Origin of the sequence: Specibacter sp. NPDC057265, from assembly GCF_042668835.1 — a bacterium.
GTDB lineage: Bacteria > Actinomycetota > Actinomycetes > Actinomycetales > Micrococcaceae > Specibacter.
Genome location: NZ_JBHUYE010000007.1, coordinates 1 through 12,635, shown reverse-complemented (window position 1 = coordinate 12,635; position 12,635 = coordinate 1). Strand labels below are relative to the sequence as shown.

The window sequence follows — 12,635 nt, the reverse complement described above, 5'->3', positions numbered from 1 at the left end:
GTGTTTATCTTTGTTTGTCAACTGATTCCCACAAAAACAAAGATTGAGCCTTTGCTGCACGGTTCCCTGCCGCCATGGGATTCACCGTGGGCACCGAAAATCAGCCCTCCTGATGCTCTTGGCAATGATGCTGCGCCGCCCCGCGCCGCCCCCCGCTCCGCGAACCGCGCGAATCCGCAGATAATGTCCCTATGGACCGCTGAAAGGGACGTTATCTGCGGGTTCGCGTCCTGCGCCGTGGCGGGCTGCGATGGGTAGTCTGGCTTTATGGAAACGCTGTGGTCGCGGCCGGCCGGGGAGCGCGCAGGGACGCCCCTGCTGTTGATGCTGCACGGATACGGTTCCGATGAATCCAAAATGTCCGCCTTGTTCAAGAGCATGCCAGCGGGCTTTAGCTGCGCGGCCCTGCGGGGGCCCCATGACATTGCCGGGGACCGGGGCTGGTTCCTGTTGGACTATTTCCTGAACAATGACTTCGCCCAAGTGATGCAGTCCGCGGCGGCTGTCCTGGGATGGCTGGATGCCGCCATGGCGGAGCAGAGTTTCAGCAGTGTCTGCGTCTTGGGATATTCCCAAGGCATGGCCATGGCCACGACCCTCATGCGGCTCCGCCCGGAACTGTTCACCGCCGCGGTGGGGCTTTCCGGATTTGTCCTGCAAAACGAACTCCTGGCCACCATGGATCCACTGCCACGGCGCATCCCTTTTCTCTGGGCCAGGGATCCCCATGATCTGGTGATCAATCCGGAGGCTACAGCTTTTACGCAGGCTTGGCTGGAAAACAATGTGGAGCTCTTCCACGCCCGTTATGAAGGGCTTGGACACAATATTGGTGCAACGGAGCTGACTGACGTGTCGGCTTTTCTTACCGGGTGGGTGCCCGGGTCCTTCACGCCCAGTGCTTAGCGGTGCCGCAAAACAATTTTTCCCAGAGTGAACCCGGAATCCGCGGCCAAGGAGTGCCGGTAGCCTTGAGCTACACCAAGGCAGGGGAGAAGATGAAACGCAAGAATCCCAACCACGTGGCAATACCAATGGCGCCTGGCTTCGCAGCCGTCCCGGGTCCAGTGAATCCGGCGGTAAAGGTTGCCGCCGGGGCCGCCTTTGACGCCCAGGGCAAACCCGTTCCGGCCCTTCAAAACATGTTGCTCAAGGCAGTGGAAGTGCAGCGGCCACTGGTTTTGGGCAACTTGAGGCGGTTGCGCGCACGCCACCCCCACGCCACCGCCCACGAACTCAGCCGACGCCTGGAGAAGGAATTTCTCGCCGGCATGGGGACAGGCGGTGCCGCCATTGGTGCCACCGCCATTATTCCGGGCGTGGGCACACTTGCCGCGCTGGGCATTTCAGCCGCCGCCACAGGGGTGTTCCTCGAGGCCACGGCCCTGTACGCCCAGTCGGTGGCCGAGCTTCACGGGGTCCGTCTGCAGGACCCGGAAAGCGCCCAGCTCATGGTGATGGCCATCATTTTGGGCGATGAAGGCCTGTCCATGCTCCAGGGTTTGACCGGCCAGGCGCTGGGAAAGGGTAAAACGCCCATGCATGCGTGGGGCCGGAACGCCACGAAGAGCATGCCGATGACGGCCGCCAAGGGCGTCATGGCCCCCATGCGGAAAATGTTCCTAAAGAAGATGGCGGCCAGGAGCGGTGCCTCCATGGTGGGCAAGGCAATGCCCTTTGGAATTGGGGCCGCCATTGGTGGCGTAGGCAATTACATGATGGGCAAAGCCGTCATAGCCTCAGCCCAGCATGCCTTCGGTCCAGCCCCCTTGGAAATTCCGCCGCTGCTGCTGGCTGAATTGGAATCAGGACGCCGGCTGCCTAAAGCGCCCAGGATCCCCAAAGCCAAACCCCCCAAGATCAAGGCCGCCAAGAAACCAGGCCGCGGCGGGCACTAGGGCCAGCTACCCGAAAACGAGGGTTGCAACGGTGAAGATGGCCACCCCTGCCAGTGAACCCACCACGGTGCCGTTGATTCGGATGAACTGCAGATCCTTGCCCACCTGCAGCTCAATTTTTTCACTGGTCTCCTGCGCGTCCCAGTTCTGCACGGTGTCAGAGATGAGCGAGGTGATCTCATGTTTATAGGTGCCCACAAGGTAGGCGGCTGCATCTGAAATCCATTTATTGGTCTTTGCCGCAAGTTCCTCGTCGGAAACCAGGCGCTCGCCGAAGGCGCCCACCGCTTTGACAAATTTCACCCGAAGCTCCGAGTTGGGATCTTCCACAGCGTCGCTGAGGGCTGCCTTGAGCGTCTCCCAGGTGCGGCCGGCAAGTTCACGAACCTCCGGGTCGCCAAGGACCTGGGATTTGATGGCTTCGGCCTTGGCAATCATGGCCGGATCATGTTGGAGTTCCTGGGCCAGATCCTTCAGGTAATTATCCAGTTGCTGGCGAACCTCATGGTCGGGGTTGCTCTGCACGGCGCGGGCGAACTTGTACAGCTCGTTGTAGATTTTGTCCCCCACCATGCCGTCCAAAAACTGCGGCACCCAGCTGGGGGAGCGGTCCACCACCAGATCGGAAATGGTGGCATGGTTGGCCCGGATCCAAGTGGTGGAGCGGTCCACCAGCAAATCCACCAGGGAGTGGTGGTGGCCGTCGGCGAAGATGCGCTCGGCCAGCTTGCCCACCGGCGGACCCCACGGTGGTTCCAGCACATGCTTGCGCACCATGGACTCAATGACGTCTTGAATGTCGTCATCCTTAAGCACCGTCATGGCCCCACGGATTGCCGCCGCACCCTCGCTGGCCACCCGTTCGGCGCTTTCGGCCTTGGCCAGCCAGCCACCCAATTTCTGGGCAATCTGCATGGACGCCAGTTTCTCGCCCACAACGGTCTCCGAAAGGAAATTGGTCTCCACAAACTCGGCCAGTGAGTTGCCGATCTCATCCTTGCGGTTGGGGATGATGGCCGTGTGGGGAATTTTTATGCCCATGGGATGCCTAAACAACGCTGTTACAGCGAACCAGTCTGCCAGTGCTCCCACCATGCCGCCTTCGGCCGCGGCCCGGACGTAGCTTAGCCAGGGATACTTTTCCTGCAGCGCAAATGCCACACAAAACACCACGGCCATGAAAACCAGCAGGCCCAGGGCTATGTTTTTCATGCGCCGCAGGGCCGCTGCCTTGTCGGCGTCGGAACGGGAGGCAGCACCACGCAGTGCTGGATTCAGCTGTTCGGTTTGGGCCATGATGCAAGCGTAGCGCGGTACCCTGACAGTTTTGGGCGTGGTGCCGGGCCCAATGACTGCACGGTTCGCTGCTTGGACCGTCTAACCACTCCGTGGTGCCATGTGGAACCATGGAGCCATGGCATCGAGAATTGAAGACTATGCACTCCTTTCCGATCTACACACGGGCGCCCTCATTGGCCGTGACGGGAGCATTGACTGGCTTTGTTTCCCCCGCTTCGATTCGGCGGCGGTTTTCACGGCACTTTTGGGCACAGCGGATCACGGCCTGTGGCGGATCGCCCCGGCGCATCCTGACGCCGTGGTGGAAAGCCGGTCCTATGTGGGGCGCACCTTCATCCTGGAAACCGTGTGGCGCACGCCGGAGGGATCGGCACGCGTCACTGACTTCATGCCCGTGGGGGATCGCCGGGCTTCCATTGTGCGGCGCTTTGAGGGCCTGACAGGCACCGTGGAGTTCGATCAGCAAATAACGGTGCGTCCGGGGTACGGGAAAATTCTGCCCTGGGTGCGGCGCGTGCCGGACGTCGGTGGTGGGGACGCCATTGTGGCAGTGGCAGGACCGGATGCGCTCGTGCTGCGTGGCAATGATCTGCCCGTGGCTGCGGGCCGACAACACTGCGGCAGCTTTACTGTCGCGGCGGGGGAGCGTGTGGAGCAGGAACTCATTTGGTACCCGTCCCACCGCGCCGTCCCACCACCCATTGACATTGAGGAGGCGTTGGAGTGCACCGGAAAATACTGGGAGCAGTGGGCCGCGGGCTTTAATCAAGACGGAAAATATGCAGCCATTGTGGAGCGTTCGCTGCTGGTGCTGCGCGCTTTGACGCATGAAGACACCGGTGGGATCGTTGCAGCCCCCACCAGTTCCCTGCCCGAGGACTTTGGCGGCGGACGGAACTGGGATTACAGGTATTGCTGGTTGCGTGATGCCGCACTGACCCTTGAAGCCATGATGACGCACGGTTTTGAGGCCGAGGCGATGGAGTGGCGGAACTGGTTGCTGCGTGCCGTCGCGGGGGATCCGGACGATCTGCAGATCATGTACGGGCTGGCGGGTGAACGTGATCTGGCTGAAGGGGAACTCCACCACCTGCCTGGTTATGAAGGTGCCCTGCCCGTCCGCGTTGGTAATGGGGCGGTGGGACAGTACCAGGCGGATGTTGTGGGCGAGGTGCTGGTGGCGCTGGAGAAGCTTCGGGTCAACGGTGGAACCGAGGATGACTTTTCCTGGCCCCTGCAGCATGCAATGTTGGGTTTTGTGGAGAAGAATTTCAATGCCAGGGACCACGGAATTTGGGAAATGCGGGGGGATTTGCTGCACTTCACCCATTCCCGCGTCATGATGTGGGCCGCCTTTGAATGCGGTGTGCGGGCCGTGCGTGACCATGGCTTGTCAGGGCCCGTGGAGCGGTGGGAGGGTCTGCGCGACCAGCTCCAGGCTGAAATCATGGAGCACGGCTTCAATGCGGAGCTGAACACCTTCACGCAGACCTATGGCGGCACCACCACCGACGCGTCCTTGCTGGTGCTTCCGCAGGTGGGTTTTGTGGCCTATGACTCCCCGGAAATGCTCGGAACGGTGCAGGCCTTGGAAGCCGAACTGTTGGATCCGCACGGCTTGATCATGCGTTACCGCACCGACCACGGTGTGGACGGGCTCGCCCCAGGCGAGCATCCCTTTCTAGCCTGCTCCTTTTGGCTGGTGGAACAGTATGCCCACTCGGGCCGCCGCGAGGAGGCTGTGGCCCTCATGGACAAGCTGGTGGGACTGGCGAATGAGGTGGGACTGCTCAGTGAAGAGTACGACCTTGCGGGCGGACGGATGGTGGGAAACTTTCCGCAGGCCTTCTCCCACTTGGCGCTGGTGCGCGCAGCCGACGCCCTCGCAGGTTCCGGGCAGCTCAGTTCGCCGTGGGAGCCTCCGGAAACCCACAAACTGCCCGTGCTGTCCAATAAAGGCTAGGGAAGGTTGGTGGGCCCGGGCTGAAGCGGGTACCCAGTGGGCTGCGGCGGTTGGGGCTGCCCGCCATACGCCTGGCCGTAATGCTGGAGGTACTGCTTTTGCTCGGGGGAGATATAGGCAGGCCCCCGGTAGCGGGCTTGGCCGTAGGAGAGGATGGAGGCAAACACCACCGGCACAAACAGCAGACCCACGGTGTAGGCAGTGTCCTTGCCGAACGACTTGGCCACGTCGTTTACTGAGAGAATGGCCCAGTAGATCCCGGCGTAGGGGATGAACTGCAACCAAAAGTGCGACTCCGGGCGGCCGGCGATTTTTACCATGATCCAAGTGTTGTAAAACGGCACAAAGGCCCCCCATTGGGGGTGGCCGGCCTTGGCGAACAGCCCTGCCCAGGCGAAACCATTGGCGAGCCAGATCACCAGGAAGACCAGCGCGTAAATGCCCATAATGGCCATGATGACCAGCAGCACCGAAGCCCCGTCGGCGGAGCTGTCACTGTAGCCGTAACTGTTGTAGGAGTCGTAGCTGTCATATTTAAAAGGGCGCACTAAGGCAAGGATGGATGCAACCATGGCAGCCATGCTATGTCAGTTGCGCGGCGTCCCCCATGGGGCGAAGTGCCCATAGGAAAAAGCTGGCGCACCTGCGGTCCAGTATTGAGGAGAAAATCATGATTGTGGCATTTTCAGTAGCACCCAGCGGCACAGCACTGGATGCACCCGCCGGAACATCCGACGCCGCCTCCGTCCACACGGCGGTGGCCGCGGCCGTGAAGGTGGTGCGTGATTCGGGGCTGCCCAATCACACCGGTTCCATGTTCACTGAAATCGAGGGTGAGTGGGATGAGGTCATGGATGTGGTTAAGCGGGCCACCGAGGCCGTGGCCCCTTACGGTTCCCGGGTGTCCCTGGTGCTCAAGGCGGATATCCGTCCCGGGCACAGCGGCGAACTCAGCGGCAAGGTGGCCCGGCTGGAAAAGGCCCTGGACGCGCTTGAAAATTCCTGATGGGGCGCAAACGGACGCCTAATAACGGTGCCGGGGAGGCTGCGGGCACCGTCAGGGATGCCGCAGCCCGCGGTCCCGTGGCTGGCAGGCATGTCACGGACACCGGCGTGGCGGAGCTAATTCCCGACGGCGACAACCCGAACGGCTGGCTGCTGCTGCTCAACGGCGTGCAGAGCTCACATGTGGACCTGGCCGACCCGCTGCGCCTGGATTTTGAGTACATGCGCTGGATCATGGCGCTGGTGGCGGACCGCTGGGCATCCGGAGCCAAACTTCGCAGCCTCAACCTGGGTGGGGCGGCGTGTGCCATGCCCCGGTATCTGGTCGCGGCGTACCCCCAGTCCCGGAATGTGGTGGTGGAAATTGACGGCGTCCTGGCCAACCATGTCCGTGACTGGTTTGATCTGCCGCGGGCACCGCTGTTGAGGATCCGTGTGGGTGAAGCACGGCAGGTGACGGAATCCCTGACCGGGGCGAGCCGGGATCTGATCATCCGCGACGTCTTTGCGGGAGCCAAAACACCCCACGGCCTCACCACCGTGGAATTCACCGCCGCAGCCAAAAGGGTGCTTATGCCTGATGGCGTATATATTGTCAATTGCGGTGACGCCCCGGCCCTGACGACCGCGCGCCGGGAAGCGGCGACCATAGCGGCGGGTTTCGCCCACACGGTGATCATTGCCGATCCGCCCATGTTGAAGGGACGGCGCTCGGGCAACATCATCATTGCCGGCAGTGACGCGCCACTGGGAAACGGCTCAAGCCTGCAGCGGACCCTGCTGGGCGGAGCCATGCCCGCACAGCTTTGGGATGATTCAAAAGTGCGCCTTTTCGGCCACAGCGCCCCGCTCCTTTACGACGCGGCACCATAGGCCGGGCAGGCGCGGGCCCGCACTCAGCGTACCGCGGCTGCGGCCGCGGCGGGGGTTTCGTCCACAAGGTCGGGACGGCGTCGCCCGTTGCCGCGGACCCAAGCAGCAAAGGCAAGCGTCAGCAGGACCAGCCAAGCGGCGCCAACGTACAACGCCATCCGGGTCCCGGGATGGATGCCCAGCAACACAATGACCCCCAGCATGAACAGCACAGTCAGAATTGAAGCCAGGGGCCAAAGCGGCACCGGGAACGCCGAGGGGGCAAGGTGCTTGCGGGCAATTTGGCGCTTCATGGCAATGTGGGCCGCAAGGATCATGATCCACACCCATACCGTGGCAAAGGTGGCAATGGAGGCTATGAGCAGAAAAACATCTTCCGGGATGGTGGCATTGAGGACCACTCCCACCAAGAGCACCCCCGTCATCAGCAGCACTGTCATCCATGGCACGCCGGCCCGGGAGATCTTCCCAAAAACCGCGGGGGCATGGCCTTGCTGGGACAAGCCGAACAGGATCCGCCCGGCCCCGAAGATGTCGCTGTTAATGGCTGACAGGGCAGCTGTAATGACCACTGCATTGAGGATATGTGCGGCCAGGGGAATGCCCAGGGAATCAAAAATTTGCACAAAGGGGCTGCTCTGGCCCGTAATGTCCTGCCAGGGAATCAAGCTCATCAGCACGCCCAAGGTCAGCACGTAAAACAGTAAAATGCGCACCGGCACCGTGTTGACGGCGGCCGGAATGGATTTTCCGGGATCCTGCGCCTCACCCGCGGTGACACCGATGGTTTCAATGCCGCCAAAGGCAAACATGACCACGGCAAAGGCCGCCAGCAGCCCAAGCCAGCCATTGGGCAGCAGGCCGCCATTGTTGACCAGGTTTCCCAAACCGGACACGGTCCCGCCGCCGTCGAGCTGGAAACCGAAAATAATGATGGCGGCACCGCCTGCAATCATAGCAATGATGGCGGCGACCTTGATCATGGAAAACCAGAATTCAAGTTCACCAAAGACCTTCACGGTGAGCATGTTAATGGCTGCGAGGAAAAAGATGATGGCCAGCACCCAAATCCAGCGCGGCACCTCGGGGAACCAGAAGCCCATGTATATGCTGAAGGCCGTGACATCGGCAATGGCAACTATCGCCATTTCAAAGACGTAGGTCCAGCCCGTGATGAAGCCCGCCAGGGGACCCAGGTAACGCCCGGCGTACTGCCCGAAGGAGCCGGAGACGGGGTGCCGCACTGCCAGCTCGCCCAAGGCCCGCATCACCATGAACACTGCGGCACCGGCAACGATGTACGCGAACAGGACCGCCGGTCCAGCGGCCTGGATGGCACTGGAGGATCCATAGAACAGTCCCGTGCCAATGGCCGAACCCAAGGCCATGAAACGGATGTGCCGGGTCTTGAGGCCGCGCACAAGTACGGCTCCTGTGGGATTCATGGTGAACTTTCTAACACCGGGTGCCGCGGTGGACGGCCTCATTCTCCGGCCGAAAAGGTGGGCGGCACCACTCGGGTGCTGGTGGGGGTGGCAAAAGCGCCGCTGGGACGCCAAATTCCTTGATTTTCCAACTGCAACATTCTATCTTGCCGCAACTGCCCGCACGCCAAACACTGTGCCGGCCGGGTTTGCAGCCGCAATCATTAAGCTGAAAGTGTGCTGCGCCTCGACACATCAAGCGCCTCAGGTGTTTAATGTTTTGTACGTCACTATTCAGACGTATATTCGAATGGAAGCTCCGTGAAACTTCTGAGTTTGGCCATCAGCCATGCTAAACCCTATTGGGTCTGGATCACCGCCGTCCTGGTGCTCCAGCTCATTGCCACCATCGCCGCCTTGTATTTGCCGAGCTTGAATGCCCAAATCATTGACCAAGGCATCAGCCGCGGCGACACCGACTTCATTTGGGCAACCGGCGTGACCATGATCATGGTTTGTTTTGTGCAGGTCGCCGCGGCCATTGGCGGCATATACTTCGGTGCGCGCACGGCCATGGCGATAGGCCGGGACCTGCGCCGCGAGGTCTATTACCGCGTCAACGCCCTGGGTGCGTTGGACGTAAGCCGTTTCGGCACAGCCACCTTGATCACCCGCAACACCAATGATGTCCAGCAGGTGCAAATGCTGGTGCTGATGACCTTGAACTTCATGGTCTCCACCCCCATCATGTGCATTGGCGGCATCATCATGGCCCTCCGGGAGGATGTGGGCCTGTCCTGGTTGCTCTGGGTTTCAGTGCCGCTGCTTTTCGCCGTGGTGGGCCTCTTGGTGGTCAAGCTCTTGCCGCTTTTCCGTGAAATGCAGGACCGGATCGACGCCGTGAACGGCGTGTTGCGCGAGCAGATCGTGGGCATCAGGGTGATCCGCGCTTTTGTGCGGGAAGGCTTTGAAGCCGCGCGTTACCGTGACGCCAATCAGAAGCTGACGCGCGTGTCAGTGCGGGTGGGCAATTTGTTTGTCCTCATGTTCCCGGCCATCATGATGATCCTGCACCTCGCCACGGCGGCCGTGCTGTGGTTTGGTGGCCAAAGGGTCGACGCCGGCCAAATGCAGGTGGGTTCCCTCACGGCATTTTTGCAATACCTGCTGCAGATACTCGTCGCGGTCATGATGGGCGTCTTCATGGTCATGATGATTCCCAGGGCAGCCATTTCCGCCGAGCGCCTTGATGAGGTGTTGACCGCCAAACCAAGCCTGCGCGTGCCGGCAGGCAGGGAACTTCCCGTAACTCACGGTGTGAAGTTTTCCGGGGTGAGCTTTGGTTACCCAGGTGCGGAACGGCCGGTTTTGAACAATGTCTCCCTGACGGCGGAGGCCGGCAAAACCACGGCCATCGTGGGGTCCACGGGATCAGGAAAAACAACGCTGCTGAACTTGATTCCACGTCTCTTTGACCCACAGCAAGGAACAGTGCGCATTGGCGGTGTGGATGTCAGCGAACTGAGCCGCATCCAGCTGGCCCAGCTGGTGGGGCTGGTGCCGCAAAAACCCTACCTGTTCTCCGGCACCGTGGCCTCCAACCTGAGGTTCGGGCGCCCCGAGGCCAATGATGCGGAGCTGTGGGAGGCATTGCGGGTGGCCCAGGCAAGCGACTTTGTCACGGAGAAGCCCAAGCAGCTCGCCACGCCCATTGCCCAAGGTGGCACCAATGTCTCCGGGGGGCAGCGGCAACGTCTGTGCATTGCCCGCGCGCTTGCCGTGCACCCCAAGGTGTTCCTCTTTGACGATTCCTTTTCAGCCCTGGATGTCGCCACGGACCAGCGCCTGCGCCAATCACTGCACGAGGCCACGGAAGGGGCCACCGTAATCATTGTGGCCCAACGCATTTCCACCATTCGGGAGGCCGACCACATCATTGTGCTCGACGATGGCGCAGTGGTCGGCGCCGGCACCCATGAGCAACTGCTTGAGGGCAACAGCACCTACCGCGAGATTGTGCAGTCACAAATGAGCATTGAAGGGGTGGCCTGATGGCGCGCCGCAGCAAAGACGCCAAGTCCAAAGCCCCCGTGGAAAAGGACCAGGGCTCGGAAACCGGTGAGGAGCTGTATCCGGAATACCAGCCCACGGGTGCCGACGACATGTTTGGTGATGCGCCGGCCAAGAAGGCCGAACACTTTTGGCCCTCCGTGAAGCGTCTGGTGGGGCTGCTGCGCCCCGAACGGGTCATGTTCGCACTGGTCATTGCCCTGGTGGTGGGTTCCGTGGTGCTGACGGTCATTGCGCCCAAAATCCTGGGCCAGGCCATGGATGTCATCTTCAATGGGGTCATTGGTTCGCAGCTGCCGGCCAACGTGCCCCTTGAAGCGCAGATCCAGGGCCAGCGGGATGCGGGCAATGACCAGTTCGCCGACATGCTGGCCAAGGCGGAGATAATTCCTGGCGCCGGCATTGACTTTGTGGAGCTGAGCCGCCTGATTGTGATTGTGCTGGTGCTGTACATGGTGGCGTCAACGCTCATGTGGCTGCAGGGCTACCTGCTCAATGCACTGGTGATGCGTGTAGTGTTCAAGCTCCGCGAGGACATTGAACGCAAACTCAACAAGATTCCCCTGGGCTACTTTGACACCCGGCAGCGCGGGGACCTGATGTCGCGGGTGACCAACGACGTCGACAACATCCAGGCAGCCCTCCAACAGGCCTTCTCCCAACTGGTGCAATCAGCGCTGACAGTCATTGGCATTGGCGTAATGATGTTCATTGTTTCCTGGCAGCTGGCGTTGATCGCTTTAATAGCGCTGCCGTTGTCAGGGATCATTGCCGGGTTCATTGGCACGCGCTCGCAGAAGCTGTTTGCGGCGCAATGGAAGAACACCGGCGCTCTCAACGGGCACATTGAAGAGACATTTTCAGGCCTCGAACTGGTCCGGGCCTATGGCCGGGATGAGCAAATGCTGGCGGAGTTCGACGGCCGCAATGAGAAGCTCTTCAAAGCCTCCTTCGGCGCCCAGTTTGTATCTGGCATGATCATGCCCGCCATGCAGTTTGTCTCCTACCTCTCCTACGTTCTAGTGGCGGTGGGCGGCGGGCTGCGTGTAGCCACAGGTCAAATGACCTTGGGTGATGCCACTGCCTTTATCCAGTACTCGCGGGAGTTTTCCCAGCCCATCGCCGAGATCGCCGGCATTGCCAACATGATCCAATCCGGTGTTGCCTCCGCCGAACGGACCTTTGAGATCCTGGATGCGCAGGAGCAGGAGCCGGAGGAGGATTCGGCACTGTTGCCTGCGCGAACCGATGGTCATGTGCGCTTTGAGAATGTCAGTTTTGGCTATGCTCCGGCGACCCCGCTCATCCGGGACGTTTCCTTCACGGTGGAGCCTGGCCAGACAGTGGCCATTGTGGGACCCACCGGTGCGGGCAAGACCACCTTGGTGAACTTGATCATGCGTTTTTATGAAATCACCAGCGGGCGGATCATGCTCGACGGGGTGGATATCCGTGAGCTTTCCCGAAAGCAGGTGCGGGCCCAGGTGGGCATGGTGCTGCAGGATGCGTGGCTTTTTGAAGGAACCATTCGGGAGAACATCCGTTATGGTCGCCTGGATGCCAGCGATACGGAAATTGTTGCAGCTGCCGAGGCCACCATGGTGGACAGGTTTGTGCGCCAACTTCCAAACGGTTATGACACGGTCATTGACGCCGACGGCGGCACGGTCTCAGCCGGGGAACGTCAATTGTTGACCATTGCCCGGGCCTTCATTGCCCAACCCTCGCTGCTGATTCTGGACGAGGCCACTTCATCGGTGGACACCCGCACCGAATTGCTGGTCCAACATGCCATGGCGGCTCTGCGCTCGGACCGGACCTCATTTGTGATTGCCCACCGCCTCTCCACGATCCGCGACGCCCATACCATTTTGGTCATGGAAGACGGTGACATTGTGGAGCATGGCAATCATGAGCAGCTCTTGGAGAGCCGCGGCGCCTATTACAAGCTGTACATGACCCAGTTCCAGGCCGGGCATGAACTTGCCGGTGAAGTTGCGGCACCCGATGTGCACTGACCATAACAAAAAATGGCAGTTGTTGGACCCCCCCCCCCACAAATGGGGTGCGTCCCACAAAAGACATTGCGGGGAGGGAAACAGA

The 12,635-nt window shown here is 60.9% G+C and carries 10 protein-coding genes; 7 read left to right on the top strand and 3 right to left on the bottom strand.

Features of this window, described 5'->3' with window-relative positions; translation table 11 throughout:
• Positions 1–267 precede the first annotated feature (267 nt).
• Together ACFUCV_RS07005 and ACFUCV_RS07000 are read left to right on the top strand one after the other, a co-directional pair.
• Positions 268–906 (top strand): alpha/beta hydrolase, encoded by a 639-nt coding sequence (locus ACFUCV_RS07005; protein ID WP_380813883.1) that lies wholly within the window; start codon positions 268–270, stop codon positions 904–906.
• A gap of 65 nt (positions 907–971) precedes the next feature.
• Positions 972–1,898 (top strand): hypothetical protein, encoded by a 927-nt coding sequence (locus tag ACFUCV_RS07000; RefSeq protein ID WP_380813881.1) that lies wholly within the window; start codon positions 972–974, stop codon positions 1,896–1,898.
• A gap of 6 nt (positions 1,899–1,904) precedes the next feature.
• Here the strand turns inward: ACFUCV_RS07000 and ACFUCV_RS06995 are convergent, their stop codons facing one another.
• Positions 1,905–3,194 carry a DUF445 domain-containing protein gene (locus ACFUCV_RS06995; RefSeq protein WP_380813879.1) on the bottom strand — a complete coding sequence of 430 codons (1,290 nt, stop codon included), beginning with the start codon at positions 3,192–3,194 and terminating at the stop codon, positions 1,905–1,907.
• A 100-nt stretch (positions 3,195–3,294) separates the two neighbouring features.
• Between ACFUCV_RS06995 and ACFUCV_RS06990 the strand changes: the two genes are divergently transcribed.
• Positions 3,295–5,160 (top strand): glycoside hydrolase family 15 protein, encoded by a 1,866-nt coding sequence (locus ACFUCV_RS06990; RefSeq protein WP_380813876.1) that lies wholly within the window; start codon positions 3,295–3,297, stop codon positions 5,158–5,160.
• Here ACFUCV_RS06990 and ACFUCV_RS06985 read toward each other — a convergent pair.
• A complete protein-coding gene (locus tag ACFUCV_RS06985; RefSeq protein WP_380813873.1) occupies positions 5,157–5,732 on the bottom strand; it encodes a DUF5684 domain-containing protein in 576 nt (191 codons plus the stop codon). The genes ACFUCV_RS06990 and ACFUCV_RS06985 overlap by 4 nt on opposite strands.
• Before the next feature lie 98 nt (positions 5,733–5,830).
• Between ACFUCV_RS06985 and ACFUCV_RS06980 the strand changes: the two genes are divergently transcribed.
• On the top strand, positions 5,831–6,166 hold the full coding sequence (locus ACFUCV_RS06980; protein WP_380813871.1) for an MTH1187 family thiamine-binding protein: 336 nt from the start codon (positions 5,831–5,833) through the stop codon (positions 6,164–6,166).
• Positions 6,166–7,038 carry a spermidine synthase gene (locus ACFUCV_RS06975; RefSeq protein WP_380813868.1) on the top strand — a complete coding sequence of 291 codons (873 nt, stop codon included), beginning with the start codon at positions 6,166–6,168 and terminating at the stop codon, positions 7,036–7,038. Before ACFUCV_RS06980 ends, ACFUCV_RS06975 begins: the two co-directional genes overlap by 1 nt.
• A 23-nt stretch (positions 7,039–7,061) precedes the next feature.
• On the opposite strand, the gene ACFUCV_RS06970 is transcribed toward ACFUCV_RS06975, so the two are convergent.
• The gene (locus ACFUCV_RS06970) at positions 7,062–8,483 is read right to left on the bottom strand and encodes an amino acid permease (protein ID WP_380813865.1); all 1,422 of its coding nucleotides are present in this window, start codon (positions 8,481–8,483) and stop codon (positions 7,062–7,064) included.
• Positions 8,484–8,783: 300 nt separating this feature from the next.
• Between ACFUCV_RS06970 and ACFUCV_RS06965 the strand changes: the two genes are divergently transcribed.
• Both ACFUCV_RS06965 and ACFUCV_RS06960 read left to right on the top strand, forming a co-directional pair.
• Positions 8,784–10,514: an ABC transporter ATP-binding protein gene (locus ACFUCV_RS06965; RefSeq protein WP_380813863.1), complete on the top strand. Its 1,731-nt coding sequence runs from the start codon at positions 8,784–8,786 to the stop codon at positions 10,512–10,514.
• Positions 10,514–12,550 (top strand): ABC transporter ATP-binding protein, encoded by a 2,037-nt coding sequence (locus tag ACFUCV_RS06960; protein WP_380813861.1) that lies wholly within the window; start codon positions 10,514–10,516, stop codon positions 12,548–12,550. Before ACFUCV_RS06965 ends, ACFUCV_RS06960 begins: the two co-directional genes overlap by 1 nt.
• Positions 12,551–12,635: the final 85 nt, after the last annotated feature.

Excerpts from the sequence above, each read along its gene's own strand:
- ACFUCV_RS06995 (WP_380813879.1), bottom strand. The coding sequence starts at position 3,194 with ATGGCCCAAACCGAACAGCTGAATCCAGCACTGCGTGGTGCTGCCTCC.
- ACFUCV_RS06980 (WP_380813871.1), top strand. The coding sequence starts at position 5,831 with ATGATTGTGGCATTTTCAGTAGCACCCAGCGGCACAGCACTGGATGCA.
- ACFUCV_RS06985 (WP_380813873.1), bottom strand. The coding sequence starts at position 5,732 with ATGGTTGCATCCATCCTTGCCTTAGTGCGCCCTTTTAAATATGACAGC.
- ACFUCV_RS06970 (WP_380813865.1), bottom strand. The coding sequence starts at position 8,483 with ATGAATCCCACAGGAGCCGTACTTGTGCGCGGCCTCAAGACCCGGCAC.
- ACFUCV_RS06990 (WP_380813876.1), top strand. The coding sequence starts at position 3,295 with ATGTGGAACCATGGAGCCATGGCATCGAGAATTGAAGACTATGCACTC.
- ACFUCV_RS06975 (WP_380813868.1), top strand. The coding sequence starts at position 6,166 with ATGGGGCGCAAACGGACGCCTAATAACGGTGCCGGGGAGGCTGCGGGC.
- ACFUCV_RS06960 (WP_380813861.1), top strand. The coding sequence starts at position 10,514 with ATGGCGCGCCGCAGCAAAGACGCCAAGTCCAAAGCCCCCGTGGAAAAG.
- ACFUCV_RS07005 (WP_380813883.1), top strand. The coding sequence starts at position 268 with ATGGAAACGCTGTGGTCGCGGCCGGCCGGGGAGCGCGCAGGGACGCCC.